This is a genomic window from Mammaliicoccus sp. Q-M61 (genome assembly GCF_022386055.1).
Taxonomy (GTDB): domain Bacteria; phylum Bacillota; class Bacilli; order Staphylococcales; family Staphylococcaceae; genus Mammaliicoccus; species Mammaliicoccus sciuri_A.
The window spans coordinates 313,192-338,845 of sequence record NZ_JAJNJL010000001.1; the positions used below are offsets into that span (position 1 = coordinate 313,192).

Here is a 25,654-nt window from a genome sequence, read left to right on the forward strand (position 1 = left end):
AATTATCCTTCCCATCTTTGTAATATTTCGTGATATCTTGCTACTGGATCTTCATGTTGCGTAATTGAACGACCCACTACTATATGTGTTGAGCCTAATTTTTTAGCATCTTCTGGCGTTGTCACACGTTGTTGATCATGTGTCTTATCAGATTCTAAACGTATACCCGGTGTTACTTTTAAGAATGTTTCACCGATATGGTCTTGAATTAAAGTAGATTCTAATGGTGAACAAACAACACCATCAAGTCCTGCTTCATGTGCCATTTTTGCATAGTGCACGACTGATTCATTGATCGATGATTGAATATTTTGTTCATCTTTCATTTGTTGTTCTGTAGTAGAAGTTAACTGAGTTACAGCTATTAACTTAGCATTAGGATTTGTCTCACGTAAGCCTTCAAGTCCAGCAGCCATCATGTTTTTACCACCTGCTGCATGCACATTGATTAAGTCGATATTGAGTTTACCTAATCCTTTTAATGCGCCTTTAACCGTGTTTGGAATGTCATGTAACTTTAAATCTAAAAAGATATCATGACCTCTTTCTTTAATTCGGTTGATCGTTTCAGGACCATTTTGCAAATAAAGTTCCATACCTACTTTTACAAATAGGGGTTCATTAAATAAATCTAAAAATTGATCAACTTCCTCTAGAGTTGCAAAGTCTAATGCAATTATTGGTGTATTCTTCATGTTATTTGACAACTCCTTGTTGGTTATAAGTTCTACCTTTAAGTTCTGTAATATGTTCGACACCTAATTTGTCGAGTAATGTAGGTAATTCATCAATAATATCTTTACAAACTGTTGGATTTTCAAAGTTTGCTGTTCCAACTGCTACTGCATCAGCACCAACTGAAATGAAATCAATGACATCTTGAGCCGTTCTCACGCCACCCATTGCGATAATTGGAATATCAACATGTTGACTGACTTCATATACCATTCTTAATGCAACTGGCTTGATTGCTGGACCACTTAGTCCGCCTATAACATTGCTTATGATTGGTTTTCCAGTCTTCGCATCAATTCTTAATCCTACTAAAGTGTTGATCATCGTTATACCGTCTGCGTATTCTGCAATAGCTTTCGCCATTTCTACAATGTTTGTTACATTAGGAGATAACTTTACATACACTGGCACTTCTGAAACAGCTTTTACTTTTCTCGTCAGTTCTTTAGCCACTTCAGGTACTGTACCGAATTGAATCCCACCTTCTTTAACATTTGGACAAGAAATATTCAATTCTAGTGCATGAACATTTGATGCTTGTGAAATATGTTTTGCGACGTAAACATATTCTTCTTCAGTCGAACCTGCAACATTAGCAATAATGGGTACATCATATTGTTCAAGGTATTTCAATTCATGTTCCATAATATGGTGAACACCTGGATTTTGAAGACCAATCGCATTAATCATACCGCTTGCCGTTTCAGCGACACGTGGTGCTTCATTACCGTATCTTGCAAATTGAGTTGCTGCTTTAATCATGATTGCGCCAAGTTCTGATAAATCATAAAACTGACTGAATTCTTTTCCGAAAGCAAAGCATCCACTTGCTGGCATGATTGGATTTTTCAAATTTAATCCTGGTAACGATACATTTAATCGACTCATATGATGACAGCTCCTTTTTCAAATACGGGACCATCTGTACAAACTTTGACATAACCCGCTTCATTATCCGTATGGCAAACACATGCATAGCAAGCACCGATGCCACAACCCATACGTTCTTCGAGTGAAATATATCCTTTCACATCACTTAATTGAAGTGTTAAAGCTTTTAACATTGCTTTTGGTCCACAGCTGTAAAAAATATCGAAGGGTGTGTCTAAATTTTCAATAACAGTTGTAACAAATCCTTTAGTACCAAGCGTTCCATCTGCAGTTGCAACATACGTATCACCTAGCGCACTAAATTCGTCTATATAAAATGCATCTTTAGCACTTTGAAAACCTAATACGTGAATCGTCTTGATTCCTCTAGCATTGAGTTGTTTCGACAATTCGTACATAGGTGGCACGCCAATACCACCTCCGACTAATAAGGCAGTATTTTGCGCTTCATCAACTGGGAATCCATTTCCTAAAGGTGCAATCACATCTATTGGATCACCTTGTTTTAATTGTGAAATCAATTCTGTACCGTGTCCTTCTCTTCTAAAAAGCATAGTAAATGTGTCTTCTTCACGGTTCACTTCACAAATTGAAATTGGTCTTCTCAACATATGTTCAGTTCCTGTACCAGCTTTAATATGAACAAACTGTCCAGGTTTTTTCATATTTTTCGTAAGATTTCCACGTACTTTTAATTCAAAAATTGCGTCTGCTATTTGATTATTTGATACAACTGTCATTATCTCGGACATTATAATCCCCCCACTACATTTGTTCAGTTCTAAATGTCATACTTTCCACTACATCTGCTAAAGCATTTGCCGTATCAAGTGATGTTAAACATGGTATACCATTTTCTACAGATTCACGTCTAATTTGGAATCCATCTCTTTCATATACTTTACCTTTTGTCATTGTGTTGACCACAAGTTGTACTTCACCTTTTTGTATTACTGATAGAAGATCATGTTCGCCACCTATTTTACCAACCGTATACACTGGGATGTCATGTTCGTTAAAGTATTGTGCCGTACCTTCTGTTGCAAAAATTCTATAACCAATCTCATGAAATCTCTTAGCGATTGTTAATGCTTCACCTTTATCTTTATCACTTACAGTGAATAATGCTGTACCTTGATCTTGTACTTTTAAACCACTTGCTGTTAAACCTTTATACAATGCTTTTTCTAAAGTACTATCTTTACCCATTACTTCACCTGTCGATTTCATTTCAGGTCCTAATGTGATATCAACATTTTTAAGTTTATTAAAACTGAATACTGGTGCTTTAACATATACACCTTCTTTATATGGCGCTAAACCACTTTCATATCCTTGTTCTTTCAAAGTGATGCCTGCAATTGCTTTAGTAGCAATCTTCGCCATTGGAATTTCAGAAATTTTACTTAAAAATGGTACAGTACGACTTGCTCTTGGGTTAACTTCAAGTACAAATACTTCTCCTTTAGAAAGCACAAACTGAATATTGATAAGTCCAACTATGTTTAAGCCTTTTGCCAATTTCGTTGTGTAATCGACTAATAAATTAATTTCTTCATCCGTTAAAGTTTGAGGTGGATATACCGCAATTGAATCACCTGAATGGACACCCGCTCTTTCAATGTGTTCCATAATACCTGGAATGACAACCGTTTCACCATCTGAAATTGCATCTACTTCAATTTCTTTACCTGTTAAATAACGGTCAATTAGTACTGGATGCTCTGGGCTTGCTTTAACTGCTTGTTCCATATAATTTCTCAATTCAGGTTCAGCATATACAATTTCCATCGCTCTTCCACCAAGTACGTATGAAGGTCTCACAACTACTGGATAACCAATTTCATTTGCGTTATCTATCGCTTCTTGTACTGAAGTGGCTGTTTTACCTAATGGTTGTGGTACATCAATTTTTTGTAATAAAGCTTCAAATTCTTTTCTATCTTCAGCTCTGTTAAGATCTTCAAGCGTCGTACCTAATATTTGAATGCCTTTTTGTGAAATTTTATCTGCTAAATTGATTGCTGTTTGTCCACCAAATTGAACGACTACGCCTTTAGGTTGTTCGTGATTAATGATACTCATCACATCTTCTTCAGTCAGTGGCTCAAAGTATAACTTGTCAGATATTGAGAAGTCTGTTGAAACTGTTTCAGGGTTGTTGTTAATAATAATTGCTTCATAACCCGCTTCTTGAATAGCCCATACAGCATGTACAGTAGCATAATCAAATTCCACACCTTGTCCAATTCTGATTGGACCTGATCCGAGTACTATGATTTTTTCTTTTTCAGTGACTATAGATTCATTTTCTTCTTCATAAGTACCATAGAAATATGGAGTTTCTGATTCGAATTCTGCAGCACATGTATCTACTGTTTTGTAAACTGGGTTAATACCATGTTCTTGTCTTAAATCATATATGTCTCGTTCTGATTGTTCCCATCTATGTGCAATGACTTTATCACTAAAGCCGTATTGTTTCGCCCATAATAATGCGTCTAAATCGCCTTTTTTCTCTTTTAAATCGTGCTCAATATCGATGATGTGTTTGAATTTATTCAAGAAGAAGTAATCAATTTGTGTTAATTCATGTATTCTTTCAAGTGATGTACCACGTCTAATAGCTTCACCAATAAAGAATAATCTTTCATCATCTTGTGCTTTAATTCTCTCTTCAATGAAATCTAGTTCAAATTCGTCGCCATTTGGTAAACCTAAATGATGAACGCCATATTCTAACGAACGAATCGCTTTTAATAATGATTCTTCATATGTTCTACCAATTGCCATGACTTCCCCAGTTGCTTTCATTTGTGTTCCTAGATGACGTTCGCCTTTTTCGAATTTATCAAAAGGAAATCTCGGTATTTTAGAAACAACATAGTCTAGTGCTGGTTCAAATGCTGCATAAGATGTGCCAGTTACAGGGTTTAACATTTCATCTAAAGTCATACCGATTGCTATTTTGGCAGCTAACTTCGCAATTGGATAACCCGTTGCTTTGGAAGCTAATGCTGACGATCTTGATACACGTGGATTAACTTCTATTATGTAGTAATCTAGTGATTTTGGATCAAGTGCTAATTGTACGTTACATCCGCCTTCAATTTTTAATGCACGAATAATTTTTAGAGATACATCTCTTAACATTTGATATTCAACATCTGATAATGTTTGACTTGGTGCAACAACAATCGAGTCACCTGTATGAATACCAACTGGATCTATGTTCTCCATGTTACATACTACGATGGCATTATCATTTTTATCTCTCATCACTTCGTATTCTATTTCTTTATATCCAGCGATAGATTTTTCTAATAAACATTGTGTAACCGGGCTGTATTTCAAGCCATTTTGAACAACTTCTATTAGTTCTTTTTCATCGTGACAAATTCCGCCACCAGTACCACCCATTGTAAACGCAGGTCGCACGATTAGCGGGTAGCCAATTTCGTTCGCAAAATTTAAAGCACCTTCAATATCATTCACGATATCACTTTCAGGTACTGGTTCATTTAATTCATTCATAAGTGTACGGAATAAATCTCTATCTTCAGCTTGTTCGATTGAAGATAGTTGTGTACCTAATAAACGTACGTTATTTTCTTCTAATACACCATTTTCGTGTAATTCAATTGCCATGTTCAAACCAGTTTGTCCACCTAAAGTTGGTAACAATGCGTCTGGTTGTTCTTTACGAATAATGCGACTCACAAAGTCTAAAGTTAAAGGTTCAATATATACTGTATCTGCTATTTCAGTGTCCGTCATAATTGTTGCTGGATTAGAGTTTACAAGTATTACGCGGTAACCTTCTTCTTTTAGTGCTAAGCATGCTTGAGTGCCTGCATAATCAAATTCTGCAGCTTGACCTATAATGATTGGGCCAGAACCAATTACTAAGATGGATTTTATATCAGTTTGTTTAGGCATTGATTGTACGCTCCTTCGCTTTATGTAATTTAATCATTTCAATAAATTCATCGAATAAATAGTTTGAGTCGTGCGGTCCAGGTGATGCTTCTGGATGATATTGTACTGAAAATGCTGGATATTTTTTATGTCTTAATCCTTCAATTGATTTATCATTTAATGCGATATGCGTCACTTCTAAATCAGTTTGTGCAATAGACGCTTCATCAATTGCATAACCATGGTTTTGACTTGTTAAATCTACTTTTCCAGTTTGTAAATTTTGTACTGGATGATTGGCACCTCTATGACCAAATTTCATCTTATAAGACGTTGCACCTTGAGATAATGCAAACAATTGATGTCCTAAACAAATGCCGAAGAATGGTATTTTGCCGACTAATTGTTTAATTGTTTGAATGGTTTCTTGTACACTTTCAGGATCCCCTGGTCCATTTGAAACCATTATGCCATCTGGTGAGATATTTAGTATTTCTTCATATGATGTTTGATATGGTACGACTGTTACATCACAGCCTCTTCTATTAAGTTCTCTCACGATATTTTCTTTTTTACCGTAATCAATTAATACAACTTTATAGCCATCACCTGTTGAAATGTATGGTCTAACTGATGAAACTTGTTCAACTTCGTCCGTTCTTAACGATTCAGTATTTAAGCGCTGAACAAGACTTTCTATTTCATCGGCATTATCAGTAAATCCAGCTTTAAGGACACCGAATTTTCTAATTTTACGTGTTAAACTTCTTGTATCAACACCTGAAATACCTGGTATATGATAGAATTTTAACGTTTCATCTAAAGACTTACTTGATCTAAAGTTACTTGGGTAATCACACGCTTCTCTCACAACAACACCATTTAAAGTTGGTGTTAATGATTCAAAGTCATCTCTGTTTATCCCGTAGTTACCAATAAGCGGGTAAGTAAATGTAATAATTTGTCCAGTATATGATGGATCGGAAATTGTTTCTTGATAACCTGTCATTGCTGTATTAAAAACAATTTCACCAACTGTTAAATCATCTGAACCTAATGCATAACCTTTATATGTTGTACCATCTTCTAATACTAAGTATCTTTTATTTTTCATCTTATACTTCCTCCTTGAAGACGATTTCTCCATCACAAATTGTTAAAATTGGATATCCTGAAACGACTTCTCCTATAAATGGTGTATTTGTACTCTTAGAAGCAAATTCTTCTGCTCGTATCGGTCTTTCTGTTTCCAAGTCTATGATAGTTAAGTCAGCGTAGCTTCCTTCTTCTAATCGACCATAAGGTAAGTTAAATGTTTCACTTGGTTTCGTTGTTAAAAATGCAACAAGTTGTTCTAATGTGAATTTACCTGTTTTCACAAAGTGTGTGTATAATAATTGGAATGCTGTTTCACTGCCTACAATTCCGAAAGGTGCATCAACCATTGACACTTCTTTTTCTTCTTTAGCATGTGGTGCATGATCTGTTGCGATACAGTCAATTGTTCCATCTAATAATCCTTCGATTAAAGCATCTCTATCTTCTTTCGCTCTTAAAGGTGGATTCATTTTGTAAATCGCATCGTCACCTGGTACGTCATCTTCTGTAAGTAATAAGTGATGAGGTGTAACTTCTGCAGTTACTTTAATACCTGCTTTTTTAGCATCTCTAATGACACGTACACTTTCTTTAGTAGACACGTGACACACATGGTAATGACAATTTGCTGCTTCAGCTAACAACACGTCTCTAGCAATTTGTACCGCTTCGCAAATTGAAGGAATACCTGGAATGCCAAGTTCTTCACTTCGTTTACCTTCATGCATTGCACCACCATAAATTAATGAATTATCTTCGCAGTGTGCTACGATTGCTTTATCGATTTTAGCCGCTTCTTGCATCGCTTCATACATCATTGAAGCTGTTTGTACACCTACACCATCATCAGTAAATTGGAACATCCCTCTATCTTTTAATGCTTTGAAATCAACATGCTCTTTACCAGCTTGTCTTACTGTAATGGATGCATAAGGTAATACTCTTACCACTGCATGCTCATCAATGATTTTGTGAAGACGATCTAAATGTTCAACTGAATCTGGGACAGGCTTTGTATTAGGCATTGGACATACTGTTGTAAATCCGCCTCTTGCTGCTGCTTTTGTACCTGTTTCAATTGTTTCTTTATGTTCGCCACCAGGTTCTCTTAAATGTACATGTACATCAACAAATCCTGCTGAAATAAAATGTCCTTTCGCATCAATAACTTCTTGATTCTCTACTTCTATATAATCATCTATTTTTTTAATTTTGCCATCTTCAATTTCAATTTCCTTGTTAACTAATTGACCTTCTAATAAGATTTTTCCATTTTTGATTATAAGTGACATTTTACTTTTTCCTCCTTGTGATTAAGTACATCATGTATACATGCCATTCTAATGAACACGCCGTTCTCCATTTGTTTAAAAATTCTTGATTTCGAACTTTCTACAAGTGAAGTATCTATTTCAACACCTCGGTTGACTGGTGCTGGATGCATGACGATTGCATTGTCATGAAGTTTGTTATATCTATCTATCGTCAGTCCGTATGCATTGTGATAGTCTTCTTTACTAAACGTCGTACCTGAATCATGTCTTTCATTTTGTACTCTTAACAACATACAAACGTCTACTTCTTCTATCACATCATCAATTTCTACATATGGTACATCTGAAAAGTTACATTTCCATTGTTCCGGTGCTGAGAACATCACTTCCGCACCAAGTTTCGTTAAAGCATCTGCATTACTTCTTGCTACTCTTGAATTTTTTATATCACCTGAGATTAAAATTTTTAATCCTTCGAAGTAACCGTATTCCTCATATATTGTCATAATATCTAGAAGACTTTGTGTCGGGTGGTGGCCACTTCCATCTCCACCATTTAATACTGGAATATTAAGCCCTTGTAATGTGTCATAATATGCATTTTCACTATGTCTAATGACTAATGCGTCTACACCAATAGATTCTAAAGTTTTGCAAGTATCATATAAAGATTCACCTTTTTGAACAGATGAAGTACTTATTTCAAAAGGAATGACTTCCAAACCTAATTTTCTTTCAGCCATTTCAAAACTACATTTTGTTCGTGTTGAATTTTCAAAGAATAAGTTTGCGACCGTCATGCCTTTACCAAAAGTTTCTGCACCATTTTCTTTAATGTCTTGTGCTTTCGTTATAATTTTCATGATGTCGTCTTTAGTTAAATCAGTCATTGTTAATAAATTTTTCATATGACACGCCTCCTGAGAATTATTTTATTTTCTTTGGCAATATAAGATTAAGCAAGATACCTACTGTTGCTGCTAAAGCCATACCTTCAATATTCAAATGTATGCCAATACCTGTGAAGTCTAAATGTGCTTTACCGATTCCTAATACGAGAATGACAGAAGCAATGATCAAGTTACGGTTGTCACCGAAGTCGATATTGTTCTCCACCAACATTCTCAAACCACTTGAAGCAATGATTCCGAATAATAGTATGGAAACACCACCCATAACTGGTGTTGGTATTGTTGAAATCATCGCTGTGAATTTACCAACAAATCCTAAGATTAGAGCAAGTACTGCTGCACCACCGATTACCCATATACTATAAATTCTTGTAATGGCAAGTACGCCAATGTTTTCACCGTATGTCGTACTTGGTGGCCCACCAATAATTGAAGCCATCATCGTTGATACCCCGTCACCGATTAATGAGCGGTGTAAACCTGGATCTTTGAAGAAGTTCTTACCGACAATTTTATTGATGACGATTTGATGACCGATATGCTCACTAACCGTTACAAAAACGATTGGCAGCATGATTAAGATAAGTCCCCATTGTAGCGATGGTGTGTAATCATGAAACGGTAAGTAAATATCAGGCATTTGAATCCATTTTGCTTTTGAAATCGGCGCTAAGTCCACAATTCCAAATAATAATGAAGATATATATCCAACAATAATTCCGATAAGTACAGGAATGATTGATAAGAATCCTTTGAAAAATACTGAAACGATAATTGTTGTAATTAATGTGATGAGTGCGACTGTAATGTAAATGCCACTATAGCCTTTCATTGCATTTGAATCTGTGTACATCGCCATGTTAACGGCTACCGGCGCTAGTCCAAGTCCGATAACCATGATGACCGGTCCTACTACAACTGGTGGTAACAGATTAAGCAACCAATTCGTGCCTGTAACCTTTATAATCAATCCGATAATGACGTAAAGGACACCACTCATAAATAATGCGACAAGCATTTCACCAAGGTCATGTGTCTTGAGTCCGACAATAATCGGTGTTATGAATGCAAAGCTCGAACCGAGATAAGCTGGTATCTTTCCTTTCGTTATCAGTATATAAAGTAGCGTTCCTAAGCCTGATGCAATGAGTGCTGCTGAAACAGGTAAACCTGTTAGAAATGGTACAAGTACCGTTGCTCCGAACATTGCAAATAAATGCTGTGAGCTTAAGAAGAACCATTGTGATGCTTTAGGTTTATCATTAACATCTAATATGGGTTCTACTGTTCGTTTAAACATTTCTTCATTATGTGACATTTCCATTCTCCTATTCAAAAAAAGATCCCTTTACAAGATATGCAAAGGGATCTATGTATACAGTGATACCTATAAAGGTATAGTTATCTCCTGTAACCATATAAGCTCCTTTGCCAGTCTCTCGTACTGATTTAAAAGGATTTATTTAATTTAATTTTACTGCTGTTTGTTGGTCAAACTCTTCTAGTTCAACGACAACTGATTCATTAGATGATGTTGGAACGTTCTTACCTACATAATCTGCTCTAATCGGAAGCTCTCTATGACCTCTGTCGACTAAAGTTGCTAAACTTATTTTTCGTGGTCTTGCGTGATCTAATATAGCATCTAATGAAGCTCTAACAGTTCTACCTGTATAAAGGACATCATCTACAATAATGACATGCTTATCGTTAATATCTACATCGATATTAAATGATTTCACTTTAATCGTACCTTGCTGATTCTGAACGTCGTCACGATAATGTGTCACATCAATTTCTCCAGTTGGTACTTGAACTTGTTCGATGTCTTGGATTTTCTGCTCAATTCTGTTCGCAAGAAATACACCTCTTGTCTTTACGCCTAACAAGACAATATCTTTAGTACCTTTGTTCTTTTCAAGTATTTCATGTGACATTCTTGTTAATGCTCTGTTTACAGCAGCAGCATCCATGATTAACCTCTCAGCCATATTCAATCTCCTTCCACAAAAAAATACTCACGTCTTTAGAAGACATGAGTATACACTAGTACCATACAAATATGGTCTACACGCTCATATTATGTCTTCTCAGCCTCTCTGGACTGTCTGTTAAAGACGCTTTAATTGTTAAAACAATAATATCGTTTTTTTCATATGATGTCAAAGTTTAAATAAAATTAAATAAGTATTATTACACGTTGTACTTATTTTTTATCTTCGTGATTTCTTAATTTCTCTAATAATGTTTCAAAATACTCTGGTAGAGGCGCTTCTTTTTCAATATATTCACCAGTAACTGGATGTTCAAATCCTAATAATCCAGCATGTAAAGCTTGTCCACCAATGTTCAATGTCTTCTTCGGTCCATATTTAGGATCGCCTACTAAAGGAAAACCAATATGTTTCATATGCACTCTGATTTGGTGCGTACGACCCGTTTCTAATTGACATTTAACCAATGTATATTTTTCGAACTTTTCAATTACATTAAAGTGCGTCACAGCTTCTTTACCATCATCCACAATCGCCATTTCTTGACGTTCTTTAGGATTTCTACCAATTGGTGCTTCAATTGTTCCAAATTCGTGAGGTATATTACCATGTACAAGTGCTGTATATTCTCTTGTCACAGTTTTATCAACTAACTGTTCAACTAATCCTCTATGTGCAATATCGTTCTTAGCAATCATCAATAAACCTGATGTATCTTTATCTATACGATGTACAATACCAGGTCTAATTTCACCATTAATACCTGATAAATCTTTAATCACATACATCAATCCGTTTACTAACGTACCTGTATAATGGCCAGGTGCTGGATGCACAACCATACCTTTAGGTTTATAAACGACCGCAACATCTTTGTCTTCATAATAAACCTCAATACCTAAATCTTCTGCGACAATATCGACCTCTTCGATTAATTTCTCAGTCACAACAATCACATCATTAAGCTTCGTCTTATAATTTGCTTTAATGACTTTACCATTTACTTCAACTAAACCTAATTTAATCCAATCTTGAATTTGATTTCTTGACCAATCTGGATTCAAATCAGGTAATAATTTATCAATTCTTACACCAATTTCATTTTCTGTCTCTATCTTAAATTCAAATGTATTCAAGCTTTTTCCTCCTTGCCCTCAAATAAAATCACAATTATCAATACAATGACACCTATCGTTAAAGCAGCATCTGCTACATTAAATATCGGGAAATTATAGCTGAAAATATATGTATCAACAAAATCAACAACTTCTCCTCTAAACAAACGATCTATAAAGTTACCAATTGACCCTGCAATTAATAAACTTAGTCCAAGTTGAACATCAGGTCGTCCATATCCTTCGTTCTTAAAGAACATAAATAAAATAACGAGCACGACAATTGTTACGATATAAAATAACCACATTTTCCCTTGTAAAATCCCCCAAGCAGCACCTTGGTTTCTATGAGATGTAATATATAAAAAATTACTGATAACCTTTATAGACTCACCCACTTCTAAAGATTTAACAATTAAAAATTTAGTAAGTTGATCAAGCGCGATTAATATAATAATAAAAGTACTCCAAATTGGTACATTGTAACCTTTACGCATCTACTTTCCACTCCAATCTTGATTATTTTACCACATAACACGACCTAATTGTTAATATGATCTTTTAAATTACACATCTAATTCAAACACCACATCACATATTTTTTCTCGCATAAACAAGAAATTAATAAACAAAATAAAAAGAGATAAAGCAACCACAATTGCTTAATCTCTTTCATTCATTAAATTACACTTCATACTTACGTGACAATCTATAAATACCAAGAACAATAAAAGCAGATAAAATAACTAAACCATTACGTAACCACGTACTATCACTCTCACCCGTTTTAGGTAATTCTTTTTGTTGTTTATCAGATTTAGCTTTATTGTCAGTAGCCTTAGCCTTAACATCTTTATTATTATCTTCTTTTTTCACATCAACTTTTTTAAAAGTATCAGAAGATTGAGGCTCAGACTTTTGATTATCAGCTGCAGCTTTATTATCTGAAAAGACCTTATTTTGATCAGCAGTATCTTTCTTATCAACTACATTACTTTAACTATCTGATTTTTTATCAACTTTCGCATTATCTTTAGCCGGTTGTTCTACTTTAGCAGGAACATTTTGTTTTGGTTGTTCTGTCATAGACTGATTGTCAGTAGTGTTTTTATTAGGTTCTGTTTGATCATTTTTAGGTTCATCTTTTTTGTCATTATTCTTATCATTTACATTATTTTGATTATCTATTTTATCATCAACTTTTGTGTTATCTGAAGTATTATCATATTTAGGTACAAATATTTCCCCATCTAATGGTCTAGGATGTTCTCCAACGAATAAATCAGCAGTTCGACCTTTTGATGCATAAAAATCATAGTACGCCCATTGATCCCATATGTGTTTATACTTTGGTGTGAGTTCATCAGTATCTACACCATTTTTCTTCACATAAAGGTCGACTGGCATACCTACAACATCCCAATGGTCTCCGTTAGGGTCAGGTATTGTCATTGAACCATCTAAATTAATAATTACTTCAGAATTTCCTCCATTATGAAACACATATTTAACAGGTTTATCTTGTTTCACTTCTTCTGCATTAACTTTACCTATTAAAGGTGTAGTTAGTGTTGTACATAACAATGTTGATAAAAGTATTTTCATTAACATAAACTTCTCCCCTTTTTGAATACAAATATAGTATTTTAAATTTTAACCTTCATATAACTTTCTTATATTTCGGTTTATATTTTTATCGCCTATACTTTATCTATATTGAAGAAATTTATACCTCAGATTAATTAAGGATATTATACAATGTAAATTTTTACCATTCAATATATTTTTTTACATTTATCATATTAAATTATGCCTCATATAAAAATTGTTAGACATAATTTTTTCTACAAAAAAACTCACGAGATTTATATCTCGTGAGTTCGTTTATGATTATTAAATTTATACTAATGTTTTTACAACTGTTTGACAGCGTGGGCATAGGTTATCTAATTCGCCTACTGAGCCTAGCTCATCTGAGTAGTTCCAACAGCGTTGACATTTTTCTCCGTCAGCGTGTTTCACTTTAACTTTCACATATTCATATGCTTCGCCGTCTGTTAATTCATCAACGACATCTACTTTAGATACAATGAAGAGTTGTTGTAAGTCTTGGAATTGACTTAAGAATTCAACTGTATCAAAGTCTTCTGAGTTTGATAATGTGATGTGTGCTTCTAATGATTTACCGATTACTTTTTCATTACGTGCAACTTCTAATGCTCTGTTAACATCGTCTCTTAATTTCATCAGTTTAGACCATTTTTCCACTAATTCTGTATCAACTTCATGTGGGTCTGGCATATTTGTTAAATGAACACTTTCTTCTTCAACATGTGGAATATGTCCCCAAATTTCATCAGCTGTATGTGGAATGATTGGTGCTAAAATTTTAGTTAATTTAACTAATGTTTCATAAAGCACTGTTTGCATACTACGACGTTTTAATGAATCTACTTGTTCGATATAAAGGATATCTTTACCGTAGTCTAAGTAGAAGTTACTTAATTCTACGTTAATGAAGTTTTGAATATCTTGATAAATATCTAGATAGTCGAATGCTTCATAGTGAGATAATGTACGGCCAATAAATTGATTTAATCTATTGTGCATATATTGATCGATTTCAAGCATATCTTCGTATTTCACACTATCTGTTGCTGGATTGAAATCATTCACATTACCTAATAAGAAACGGAATGTATTTCTAATTTTACGATATACATCTGAAGTTTGTTTTAAGATATCGTTTGAGATACGTACGTCTGCTAAGTAGTCTACACTACTTACCCATAATCTTGCGATATCTGCACCCATTTGTTTCACAATTTTATCAGGAACGATAACGTTACCTAATGATTTACTCATTTTCTTACCTTCTCCGTCCATTACGAAACCGTGAGAAAGTAACATTTTGTATGGTGAGATACCTTTAGTTGCTACTGATGTAGTAATTGAAGAGTTAAACCAACCTCTGTATTGGTCACTACCTTCTAAATAAATATCAGCTGGGTATGATAATTCTGGACGTGTTTCTAACACACCTCTATGAGTTGAACCTGAATCGAACCATACGTCCATAATATCTGTTTCTTTAGTGAATTCACCATTTGGGCTACCTTCATGCGTAAAGCCTTCTGGTAATAAGTCTTTCGCTTCTCTTTCAAACCAAATATTTGAACCGTGTTGTTCAAATAGATTGGCAACATGATTAATTGTTTCTTCAGTCATGATAATATCGCCATTTTCAGCGTAGAAGACTGGTAGAGGTACACCCCAAACTCTTTGACGAGAGATAACCCATTCTCCTCTATCTCTGATCATATTGTAAAGACGTGTTTTACCCCAATCGATTTTAAACTTCGTATCATCAATTGCATCTAAAATATCTTGTCTTACTTTACTGATTGATGCGAACCATTGTTCAGTAGCTCTGAAAATAACTGGTTTTTTAGTTCTCCAGTCATGTGGATATGAGTGTTTGAAGAATGTAAGTTTTAATAATGCGCCAACTTCGTCTAATTTTTCTGTGATATTTTTATTAGCTTTATCATAGAATAGACCTTCAAATTCTCCAGCTTCTTCAGTGAATACACCTTTATCATTAATTGGACTAAGCACGCCTAGACCATATTTTTGACCAACGATATAGTCATCTTCACCGTGACCTGGTGCTGTATGAACACAACCTGTACCTGCATCAGTTGTAACGTGATCACCTAAAATTAATAATGAAGTACGATCGATAAATGGATGTTGTGCTGTTGCATATTCTAATTCAGCTCCACTGAATTCTTTATCAATTGTAATTGTTTCTTTATTCCAGTCTAATGCTTCACAAACTGAATCAAGAAGTGCTTGGGCAACAACGTATTTTTTGCCTTCTACATTTACTTGTACGTAGTTCAATTTAGGATTAACAGCAATTGCTAAGTTTGATGGAATTGTCCATGGAGTTGTTGTCCAAATAATAAATGCTGCATCTTCATCTACAACACCTTTACCATCTACTACATTAAATGCTACATAGATTGAAGGTGATTTTTTATCTTGGTATTCAATTTCAGCTTCAGCTAATGAAGATTCACTTGAAGGAGACCAGTAAACTGGTTTTTTACCTTTATAGATTAAACCTTTAGCAGCCATTTCACCGAATACTCTAATTTGTGCCGCTTCAAACTCAGGTTTTAACGTAATATATGGATTATCCCAATCACCGTTTACACCTAAACGTCTGAAATCAGCTTTTTGTAATTCAATTTGTTCTAATGCAAATTCTTTACATTTTTCTCTGAATTCAGCAACTGACATTTCTTTTCTTTTAACACCTTTGTTTGTTAAAGCTTGCTCGATTGGTAAACCATGTGTATCCCAACCTGGCACGTAAGGTGCATAATATCCAGACATTGCTTTTTGTCTAACGATGATATCTTTTAAAATTTTATTTAAAGCGTGACCCATGTGTAAATTACCATTAGCATATGGAGGACCATCATGAAGAATAAATGGTGTATTACCTTTATTTTTTTCTAAAATTTTATTGTATAAATCTTTCTCTTTCCACTCTTCTTGAATTTGTGGTTCTTTATTTGGTAAACCACCTCTCATTGGAAAACTTGTTTTAGGCATAAGTAACGTATCTTTGTAATCCATAAGTCTTAATCTCCTTCTTAATAAAAATAATATAAAAAAACTCTAAGCTGAAATAATAGGGACGACATACATCGCGGTACCACCCTTATTAACTCAACTTAGAGTTCACTCATTAAACATATACCATATTCGCAAACAGGTGATACCTAAAGAAATGAATTTATTAGGCTCTCACTATCCCTAACTCGCTTCTCAATTCGTTTATTCTTCAGACTTGTCCTCTTCACTTTTAACTGCTTGATTATTTATCTGTTCTTGATTATTTTCTTCTTCTTTGTTCAAAATGTCAATATTTTCTTCAGTAACTTTTTGTTGATCGACATCATAGTTCAGTAAATAATCCCAATCTTCATTTTTCAATAAATCTAATTGCGCTTCAACTAACATGCGGAAACGTGAACGAAAAACTTTTGATTGACGTTTCATATCTTCAGTTTGGAAACTGATATGACGCGCTTTTTGAAGTGCATCATTAACGATTTGATCAGAACGTCCCTCTGCTTCTTTAATAATAGCATCTGCTTTTAATACAGCAGTATGTTTCGTTTCTTCACTTGTTTTTTGCGCTTGTAATAATACGTCAGAGATTGTATTTTCGACTGCTTTGAATCGACTAATATTCTCTTCTTTATCATCTATAATACTTTGTAAATGCGCTTTATCTGATTTTAATTTTTCAATTTCATCACTTAAAGTTTGTAGATATCCACGTACTTCAGTTTCATCTAATCCTTTATGAACTCTACTAAATTCTTTTTGTTTGATTTCCTCTGGGGTAAATGCCATAAGTTTTCCTCCTCAGCACTATTTAAACAATGTTCGATAAGCTATTCTTATCTTGCCTTTTTTTGAAGTTCCATTATTTTGAATGATCTTCGCACGTCCATATCCTTTAATAGAGATCAAATCATTTTCTTCGACTATAAAGTCTACTTGTTCGATTTCTCTATGATTGACTTTAACGCGTTTACTTTCAATCAATTTCTTACTAATTGTTCTACTCGTATTTGTAAGGTGTTTAATGATTACATCCAATCTCAATGCACTTACAGTTGCGTCATGTGTCTGCCAATTCTCACTTGATTGTATCATATTTTGGAATGGAATAGAACTCAATTTGATTCCAGCACCTTTAATCTTTGTTAATTCCATCATAATATACGATTCAAATCTCTTTGTCAAAACAAACTGTATACGGTCATTAACAATAATATCCCCTAGTTGATTTCTATCAATCCCAAGCGACATGATCGTACCTAATACATTACGATGCGTCAATTTAACAAATTTTGAAGGATAAGTAAGCTCAATAAGAACCATCTCAAAATCCGCTTCAGTCGGTTCAAAATAATCAGGTGCGACGATTGCACGTTTTCTTTCTGATTCTTCATTCCCACCAAAGTAATGTACATTTAAATCATCGAAGCCACCCACGATTGTTTGTAATATAAATTGTTCTCTAGGGTCCAGAAATTCTGTAAGCACTGGTTGATAATTTCGTTCAGCAACTTCACACCTATTTAAAAATAAATCAATAATCTCTTTTTCTTCTTTTCTAAAGTGTTGATATATATCCATTTTGACACCTCTAATTCAATAAAAAATAGGATGTGACATTGCGTCTCACCCTACTGTCATTTATCGTTTAATTATAATATTGGCATTACAGGTACAATCATATTAAATATATTAACTAAACCAACATAGAATAAACTTAACGTTATAAACGCCACTAATGAAGATATGTCTAACATACCTAAAGGTGGGATGATTTTTCTAAATGGTTCTAAAAATGGTTCATATATTTTCCCTAAAAATTGTCCAAATGCGCCTTCCCTAACGCCTGGTAACCATGATGTAAGGAAATAAACGATCATACCATATTGATAAATTTTAACGACGAATAATACAAAGCCTAATATCGTACTTAATAATCCACTATCCATATCTTAAATTCCTCTATTCTTGATAAGGTTCAACTTGTTCTAGTTGCTCAGTAATTGATCCAGCTACTTCAACATTATCAGGTGTACATAAGAAGATGTCTGTTCCTACACGTCTTATATCTCCACCAATCGCATAAACAGTACCACTCAAGAAGTCTATAATTCTTTTAGCTGATACTTTATCAATGCGTTGTAAATTCACTAATGTTGTACGTCTATTTTTAAGTTCATCGGCGATATCCTGCGTATCTGAAAATACTCTTGGTTCAAATAAGCACATTTTTGAACTTTGCGCAAAATCCATATTCCCGCTCATACTAACGACATTCGTTTGAGATGAATTTGTACGTTTCTCAGTCATGGCCTCTTTCCTTTCAGGTTTTTTAAAATCACGAGAACGTTGTGATTGGTATCTAGTTGTATTTGATTTTTGTGTTGGTACACTTTTTAAAGATTGTTGTTTTGGTTTTTGTTCTTGTATAGATGATTCTTGTTGTGGTGATTTTGTTTGTTCTCTTTGTGGCTCTTCGTATACTTCTTCTTCTTCATCGACTACGAAAAAGCCTTTAAATACATCTTTAATTGCCATAATTTACACTCCTATTCGCCAACTAATTTTGTACCAATTCTTACATAAGAAGCACCTTCTAATATTGCTTCATTGAAATCATTGCTCATGCCCATAGATAATTCAGTGCAAGGTGCATATGATAAGTTTAAGGATTGTACTTTCTCTTTCAATAATCTTAGTTGGTTAAAATATTGTCTTAATTTTATTTTGTCTTCAGTTAATGGTGCCATAGTCATTAAACCAACTATTTCAATATGTTTAAAATCCTTAAGCTCTCGAATAAATGGGATAACTTCATCAGGCGACATGCCATGTTTTGATTCTTCTCCCGAAACATTCACTTGAACAAAGCATTTTACAACATGTTCAGCACGTTTTTCAATTTCTTTAGCTAATTTTAATCTATCTAATGCATGTAAATAATCAATTTCATTAATGATGTCTTTTACTTTTCTTGTTTGTAATGATCCAATAAAATGCATGATAGCATCATCTGGAAGATGCTTTTTCTTTTCCAAAAATCCTTCAATACGATTTTCTCCAAAGTTTTTCAAGCCTGCTTCATAAGCTTCTTTAGCTCGGTCTATTGTAACATATTTTGTCACAACAATCACTTGAGGCGACGTATTAAATTCTGATTCTTCACTACTGTTACAAATTTGTGAATTGATTTCTACTAAATTTTCTTTTACTGATTTCAAATCTATACCTACTTTCTACCTATAAATGCAAGCATTCTACCAGTTTGCCCTTTTTCTACTCTATATGAGAAGAATAAATCCGTTTCACTAGCCGTACAATGATTCGTCTTAACGATATGTTCAGGATTAACACCATAATGTATGGCAAGTAGTTCATTTGCTTGTTTTAAATCTATGCCGTATCTATCTTGTCCTCTTTGTACAATGTACGCTTCAGAGTCTATTGGTAATGTTTTAAACTTTTGATAAATGTCTTCGTTAATTTCGTAACTGTCAGATGTGGATGGTCCTATAACAACTCTCAAATTTGAAACGTCTCCGTTATATTGTTCAATCATCTCTTTAATAATTTGGGAATGCGTACCTCTCCATCCGGCATGACAAAGACCAATATAACCATTTTGCGTATCATATAAATAGATTGGTACACAATCTGCAAAGCACATCGTTAATAATAGGTCAGACTCATAAGTATAAAGTCCATCTATTCCATGAAGTTCTTCAGTTAATGCATTGATATTTGTACCTTTATCCTTTGAAGATACTTCTCGAACTTTATTCTCATGTGTTTGAATTGGAAATACCCAATTGTCACAACTAAAATTAATTTCATTGGCTAATATTTGCTGATGCTTTGAAATATTATCTGGATCGTCATTGATATATCGCGCCATATTAAATGCATTCTCCGGATATGGACTATAACCACCTTGACGAGTTGTAATACCTATCGTTAAATCATTTCTATCATCGGCTTCATATGATAAATAATGATTATGTTGATTAAAAATCTCTTTCATTTCATCTCTCCTAACAAAAAAAGTCATCAGGACTTAGCCTGATGACTTTTTAAGTTCATTTATCGTCTAGAGCGTCTAGAACGTCTATCTTCTCTATTTCGAATGAAACTTGGAATATCACTATCATCAGTTGATTCATTTGCTGATTTATTTTCAAATGAAGCTTTTCTACCTAGTGATTCTCCTTCTTCTCTTTTAGAAGCAGGTTCTTCTGTAGTTCCACCAAATGCTCCGCCACCTTGTGGTTTACGAGCATTAGAAGGTTTGTCATTAAATCCAGTAGCAATTACTGTAACGACTAATTCGTCTTGTAATTCTGGGTTAATAACTGTACCGAAGATCATATTAACATCTTCGTCTGCTGCATCTTGAACAATATCTGCCGCTTCTTGAGCTTCAAATAGTGAAAGTGACTCTCCACCTGTAATGTTCATTAAGACACCTTGTGCGCCTACGATTGATGTTTCTAATAATGGTGAAGAAATGGCTTTTTTAGCAGCTTCGATTGCTCTATTTTCACCTGAAGATACACCGATACCCATTAATGCTGAACCTTGGTTAGACATAATAGTCTTAACGTCAGCAAAGTCTAAGTTAACTTCACCTGATACAGCGATTAAGTCAGAGATACCTTGTACACCTTGACGTAATACGTTATCTGCTTCTTTGAATGCTTCCATCATAGGTGTTGATTTATCAACGATATCTAAAAGACGATCATTAGGAATAACGATTAATGTATCTACTGCAGCTTTCATAGATTCTACACCAGCAGCAGCTTGAGTTTGACGTTTACGTCCTTCAAAGCTAAATGGACGTGTAACAACACCAACAGTTAATGCACCCATCTCTTTTGCGATTTTAGCAACAACTGGTGCAGCACCTGTACCAGTTCCGCCACCCATACCAGCAGTAACGAATACCATGTCAGCGCCTTGAATAGCATCTTCTATTTGTTCACGTGATTCTTCAGCAGCTTTTTTACCGATTTCTGGGTTTGCACCTGCACCTAAACCACGTGTTAATTTTTCACCAATTTGAATTTTAGATGAAGCTTTAGATAAGTTTAAAGCTTGACCATCTGTATTAATAGAAATAAATTCTACATTGTTCATTCCATGATCTATCATACGGTTAACAGCGTTATTACCGCCACCACCAACACCAATTACTTTTAAAGTAGCTAAATGATTAAACCCTTGCTCAAATTCTAACATTTATTATCCTCCTAATCTTTATGACCCATCAATCAAATAACGATTTCATTAATTTTTTTAATACACTTGGCTTCTCTTCTTGACTTTCCGAATCATATTCTGTTTCGGAGACTCTGTCATGATCAGAATTTGAAGCTTTTGCGTCATTGTTTTTGTTTGATTTCTTTTTAAACCATTGTTCATATGGTTTAGCTTTAGTTTCTTGAGTTTCTTCTTCGTATGTTTCTTCTTCGACATTATCAGCGTCATAATTATTCATTGTAACATAATCTAGTAGCTCATCAAAGTTAATTCCACTAGATATAGTAGATATACTAGAAGTAAACTCAGGTTTACGTATACCCATTTGAGACGGTGTATGTACACGTACTTTTTCATTAACCATATCTTGTAATAATTCTTTAATACCAAGTAGGTTTGAAGTACCACCTGTTACGATGAATCCACCGTTAACATTTGTAATACCCATATCTTGTAATAAATCAAATATTTCAAAGAAAATTTCTTCTACTCTTGATTCAATAATTTCACTTAATTCTTTTTGAGTGAATTGTGCGTGACCATCTTCGTTAATTTGTTCAACACTAAAGACATCTTGATCTGATGCAGAATCGTAGAATGCATGTCCATATTGTTGTTTAATCTTCTCGGCATTGTCATATGTAGTATTTAATGATTTCGCAATATCTGTTGTTATGCTTCTACCTGCCATTTCAATCGTATCAGCATCAACTAAATTGCCTCTTTCATAAAAGCCTACTTGCGTTAAATCTTCACCAATATCAATGACGCAAGCACCAAGTTCAACTTCTGTTGGAGATAATATAGATTGATAGTTATAAGCATCAGAAAATACTTCTAATACATCTACTCCACAAGATTCAACACATTTAATGATGTTGATTAATAATGATTTTGATGTTGCGATAACGCCTGCTTCTACTTTTAATGATTGCGTTGCAACCATCTCTTTAGGATCAGAAACCTCATGTAAGTCATCTACAATAAATTTCATTGGGAATACACCAATGACTTCAGTTTCAGGTACATCATTCAATTCTCTAATGCCCTCTAATACTGATTCTATATGACTGCCATTTATTTCAGTTTCTGTACCATCAAAAGGTATTTCAAATTTTTCGTCGTAAATCTCTGTATTCACGATAGGCATTTTTAAGAATACTTCTTTAATATCTATTCCAGAAGCAATTGCTGCTTTTTTGATTGTATCTTTAATAGCTTGTTTAGCGATATCAAAATCATCTATACAACCATTTCTTATACCATTCGTATAAGTTTGCCCTGTACCTATCACGTTAATGCCATTATGAAATTTTTCTCCTACTATTACTTTTACACTCGATGAACCTATATCTAAACTAATATAATAATGTTCCTCCATCGATAGGCACCTCCTCTAACACATGATAATCAAATTTAAACTATTATTAGTTTACATGATACTTGATTTAATGTGAACTAATTATAGGTTTATTTATTGAATTTTTTACTTATTCTTCTGATTTCTCAGTTGATTTTGGTTCTTCTCCAGATTTATCCAATTCTTTAGATAAATCTTGTAATGCTTGGTCTAATTTTTTCTGTTCAGTTTTATTGTTTTCATCTTGTTTTGTTTCTTTTTCTGAACGTTCTTTTTGCTGTTCTTCTGTTTCATACGGTAAGAATGTTACACCGACTTGTAAATCTAAAAATCCAGGTGTTTTGAGCGCTCCAGAATTGTCTCTCTCTAATTTATCAGAAATACTCGGATAATAGTTGATTTTATTCGCAAAAGTTTGAATATCTCCAACAACTTCTACATTATCTGTCATAAATAGTTGGATTCTATTCTGATTGTTCTCACCTGGCTTATAATTAATTTCCGATATCATTGATTTAACTTTAGGTTTCACCTTTTTCAATTCAGGAATCAATTTATTTAACTTTTTAGAACTGAAATCATTCAAAATCGGAACATCAATTGGTAAATCTGTTGATAAGTTTTTAATTGTTTTTCCATTTTCTAATAACGGTACGTAACGTTTTTTCTCTTTAACTAAGCCAATCGTTTCATATTCATTTACATTTACCGTTAAATCATTTGGAAAATGACGTTTAATTTCAACACTTTTAACGCCTTCAATTTCTTCGATTTTCGATTTCATATCACTTACAGGAATATTGTATATTCGAGAATCTTTTTTAATGTCTAAAGCTTTTTCGATATCCTTTTTAGATACGATTTCTTCACCTTTAATGTCCACTTGATCAACTTTACTGATGTCTGTAAACATGAACAGTAAAATCAAGATAACAAGGAGTATAACACCTATGAATACACCTAATTGAATTTGACGTCTACGTTTTCTTTTCTTCTTTAAAATTTCTAATCGTTCATCTTCCGTAGTCGTTTCAAATTGCAATATATCATCATTGTTATCAGAACTTTTATTCACGGTTGTCACTCCTTATTTTACAATTTCTAAAATGTTGGTAAATGTTTTTGGAAACTTTCAATAAATTCGTCGCCACGCGCTTCAAATGTATCATATTGATCCCAGCTTGCACACGCTGGTGATAATAAGACAACATCATTAGATTGTATATAATCTTGAATCAAATTGACGGCATCTTTAACGTCATTTGCTTGCAAAACTTCTTTACCTTGACTCGCACCCAATGTTTTTAATTTATCTTTTGTTTCGCCAAATGTAACCATCAAACGGACATTATCCATATATGGTATTAAATCATCAAAGTCATTTCCTCTATCTAATCCACCACATAACCAAATGATTGGCGAATTAAATGAACTTAAAGCAAATCGTGTCGCTAAAGTATTCGTCGCTTTAGAGTCATTGTAATACTTATTACCTCTATTATTCCCAACATATTGAAGTCTATGTTTAATACCTGAGAATGTTGTTAAAGTATGCACAACCGACTTCACGTCAACACCAGATAATAATGAAGCTAATACAGCTACAAGTACATTTTCTAAATTATGTTTACCAGGTAATACAATATCTTGCGTATTGATAATTCTTATACCATTATATACAACATAATCATCTTCAATATAAATGCCATTTACTTTTTGATTAGTTGAGAAATATAATATTTTAGATTTAATATCATCTGTATTGATTAAATGTCTTTGTTCATAGTTAAAAATTAAATAATCGTCTTCGGTTTGATTCTTAAAAATATTTTTCTTAGCATTCTGGTATTCTTCTAAACTACCGTGATAATCCAAATGTGCAGAATAAATATTTGTAACAATCGCGATATGCGGACGATAATGGATTGTTCCTAAAAGTTGGAATGAAGATAGTTCAGTAATAAGATAATCGTCTTTCGTAACTTCTTGAGCAACTTTTGATGCAACTACACCAATATTACCGGAAACTTGACCATTCACTTTACTATTACCAAACATATCACCTATTAAAGAAGTCACCGTAGTTTTACCATTTGTACCGGTAATACCGATAATAGGTGCTTCTGAAATGTAATAACTTAATTCAACTTCTGTTATGATATCCAATCCTTGATTCATCGCTTCTTGCAATAGTGGAATATTGTAAGGTATACCAGGGTTTTTTACTATTAACGGTTTATTATCGAGTAATGACAATGGATGTTCACCACTAATTACACGTATCCCTTGTTGCTCTAATTCAAGTGCATGCGGATCAGAGGATAATTCTTTACCATCATTAACTGTTACCTCAGCACCTAATTTATGGCATAACTTTGCACTTTCATATCCACTTTTTGCTAAACCTAAAATAAGAACAGGTTTCTCTTTTAATGCATCATATGCTTTCATA

General features: G+C 33.8%; 24 protein-coding genes. All 24 read right to left on the bottom strand.

From position 1 onward, the window contains the following. Nucleotides 1-2 precede the first annotated feature (2 nt). Nucleotides 3-695: an orotidine-5'-phosphate decarboxylase gene (gene pyrF, locus LQ677_RS01470; RefSeq protein WP_126476906.1), complete on the bottom strand. Its 693-nt coding sequence runs from the start codon at nt 693-695 to the stop codon at nt 3-5. 1 nt (nt 696) lies between these two features. Further along, a complete protein-coding gene (locus tag LQ677_RS01475; RefSeq protein WP_159315135.1) occupies nt 697-1,623 on the bottom strand; it encodes a dihydroorotate dehydrogenase in 927 nt (308 codons plus the stop codon). Continuing rightward, nucleotides 1,620-2,378, bottom strand: coding sequence for a dihydroorotate dehydrogenase electron transfer subunit (locus tag LQ677_RS01480; RefSeq protein ID WP_107565511.1), 759 nt, complete (start codon nt 2,376-2,378; stop codon nt 1,620-1,622). Before LQ677_RS01480 ends, LQ677_RS01475 begins: the two co-directional genes overlap by 4 nt. Nucleotides 2,379-2,391: 13 nt before the next feature. Beyond that, a complete protein-coding gene (gene carB / locus LQ677_RS01485) occupies nt 2,392-5,565 on the bottom strand; it encodes a carbamoyl-phosphate synthase large subunit (RefSeq protein WP_239748040.1) in 3,174 nt (1,057 codons plus the stop codon). Then, entirely contained in the window at nt 5,558-6,658 is a 1,101-nt protein-coding gene (locus LQ677_RS01490) for a carbamoyl phosphate synthase small subunit (protein ID WP_196307976.1), read from the bottom strand. The genes carB and LQ677_RS01490 overlap by 8 nt, the downstream gene beginning before the upstream one ends. 1 nt (nt 6,659) lies before the next feature. Further along, nucleotides 6,660-7,934, bottom strand: a complete 1,275-nt coding sequence (locus LQ677_RS01495) for a dihydroorotase (protein ID WP_037587563.1) — start codon at nt 7,932-7,934, stop codon at nt 6,660-6,662. Continuing rightward, nucleotides 7,922-8,824: an aspartate carbamoyltransferase catalytic subunit gene (locus tag LQ677_RS01500; protein WP_037587561.1), complete on the bottom strand. Its 903-nt coding sequence runs from the start codon at nt 8,822-8,824 to the stop codon at nt 7,922-7,924. The genes LQ677_RS01495 and LQ677_RS01500 overlap by 13 nt, the downstream gene beginning before the upstream one ends. A gap of 19 nt (nt 8,825-8,843) precedes the next feature. Next, nucleotides 8,844-10,145: a solute carrier family 23 protein gene (locus LQ677_RS01505; protein ID WP_037587560.1), complete on the bottom strand. Its 1,302-nt coding sequence runs from the start codon at nt 10,143-10,145 to the stop codon at nt 8,844-8,846. A 145-nt stretch (nt 10,146-10,290) separates the two neighbouring features. Then, a complete protein-coding gene (gene pyrR / locus LQ677_RS01510) occupies nt 10,291-10,818 on the bottom strand; it encodes a bifunctional pyr operon transcriptional regulator/uracil phosphoribosyltransferase PyrR (protein ID WP_025904587.1) in 528 nt (175 codons plus the stop codon). A gap of 215 nt (nt 10,819-11,033) precedes the next feature. Then, nucleotides 11,034-11,957 (bottom strand): RluA family pseudouridine synthase, encoded by a 924-nt coding sequence (locus LQ677_RS01515; RefSeq protein ID WP_239748041.1) that lies wholly within the window; start codon nt 11,955-11,957, stop codon nt 11,034-11,036. Beyond that, nucleotides 11,954-12,433 carry a signal peptidase II gene (lspA, locus tag LQ677_RS01520; RefSeq protein ID WP_037587555.1) on the bottom strand — a complete coding sequence of 160 codons (480 nt, stop codon included), beginning with the start codon at nt 12,431-12,433 and terminating at the stop codon, nt 11,954-11,956. Before lspA ends, LQ677_RS01515 begins: the two co-directional genes overlap by 4 nt. A gap of 187 nt (nt 12,434-12,620) precedes the next feature. Next, nucleotides 12,621-12,812: an LPXTG cell wall anchor domain-containing protein gene (locus LQ677_RS01525; protein WP_239748042.1), complete on the bottom strand. Its 192-nt coding sequence runs from the start codon at nt 12,810-12,812 to the stop codon at nt 12,621-12,623. A gap of 120 nt (nt 12,813-12,932) precedes the next feature. Next, complete coding sequence (locus LQ677_RS01530) at nt 12,933-13,547, bottom strand: hypothetical protein (RefSeq protein ID WP_239748043.1); 615 nt, start codon at nt 13,545-13,547, stop codon at nt 12,933-12,935. Nucleotides 13,548-13,835: 288 nt separating this feature from the next. After that, nucleotides 13,836-16,586, bottom strand: coding sequence for an isoleucine--tRNA ligase (gene ileS, locus LQ677_RS01535; protein WP_126476913.1), 2,751 nt, complete (start codon nt 16,584-16,586; stop codon nt 13,836-13,838). A 201-nt stretch (nt 16,587-16,787) separates the two neighbouring features. Continuing rightward, nucleotides 16,788-17,372 (bottom strand): DivIVA domain-containing protein, encoded by a 585-nt coding sequence (locus tag LQ677_RS01540; RefSeq protein ID WP_025904594.1) that lies wholly within the window; start codon nt 17,370-17,372, stop codon nt 16,788-16,790. 18 nt (nt 17,373-17,390) lie between these two features. Beyond that, a complete protein-coding gene (locus tag LQ677_RS01545) occupies nt 17,391-18,164 on the bottom strand; it encodes a YlmH family RNA-binding protein (protein ID WP_239748044.1) in 774 nt (257 codons plus the stop codon). Nucleotides 18,165-18,235: 71 nt separating this feature from the next. Further along, entirely contained in the window at nt 18,236-18,532 is a 297-nt protein-coding gene (locus tag LQ677_RS01550; RefSeq protein WP_037587547.1) for a YggT family protein, read from the bottom strand. Between the two features lie 13 nt (nt 18,533-18,545). Next, nucleotides 18,546-19,121 carry a cell division protein SepF gene (locus LQ677_RS01555; RefSeq protein WP_107596659.1) on the bottom strand — a complete coding sequence of 192 codons (576 nt, stop codon included), beginning with the start codon at nt 19,119-19,121 and terminating at the stop codon, nt 18,546-18,548. An 11-nt stretch (nt 19,122-19,132) separates the two neighbouring features. Further along, nucleotides 19,133-19,804, bottom strand: coding sequence for a YggS family pyridoxal phosphate-dependent enzyme (locus LQ677_RS01560; protein ID WP_126476914.1), 672 nt, complete (start codon nt 19,802-19,804; stop codon nt 19,133-19,135). Nucleotides 19,805-19,812: 8 nt separating this feature from the next. Beyond that, nucleotides 19,813-20,604, bottom strand: coding sequence for a peptidoglycan editing factor PgeF (gene pgeF / locus LQ677_RS01565; RefSeq protein ID WP_126476916.1), 792 nt, complete (start codon nt 20,602-20,604; stop codon nt 19,813-19,815). A gap of 59 nt (nt 20,605-20,663) precedes the next feature. Then, the gene (ftsZ, locus tag LQ677_RS01570; RefSeq protein ID WP_037587538.1) at nt 20,664-21,821 is read right to left on the bottom strand and encodes a cell division protein FtsZ; all 1,158 of its coding nucleotides are present in this window, start codon (nt 21,819-21,821) and stop codon (nt 20,664-20,666) included. A 28-nt stretch (nt 21,822-21,849) separates the two neighbouring features. Next, nucleotides 21,850-23,223, bottom strand: a complete 1,374-nt coding sequence (ftsA, locus tag LQ677_RS01575) for a cell division protein FtsA (protein ID WP_126476918.1) — start codon at nt 23,221-23,223, stop codon at nt 21,850-21,852. Between the two features lie 109 nt (nt 23,224-23,332). Further along, nucleotides 23,333-24,277 (bottom strand): cell division protein FtsQ/DivIB, encoded by a 945-nt coding sequence (locus LQ677_RS01580; RefSeq protein WP_239748045.1) that lies wholly within the window; start codon nt 24,275-24,277, stop codon nt 23,333-23,335. 26 nt (nt 24,278-24,303) lie between these two features. Beyond that, nucleotides 24,304-25,653, bottom strand: coding sequence for a UDP-N-acetylmuramoyl-L-alanine--D-glutamate ligase (gene murD, locus LQ677_RS01585; RefSeq protein WP_239748046.1), 1,350 nt, complete (start codon nt 25,651-25,653; stop codon nt 24,304-24,306). Between the last annotated feature and the right edge of the window lies 1 nt (nt 25,654).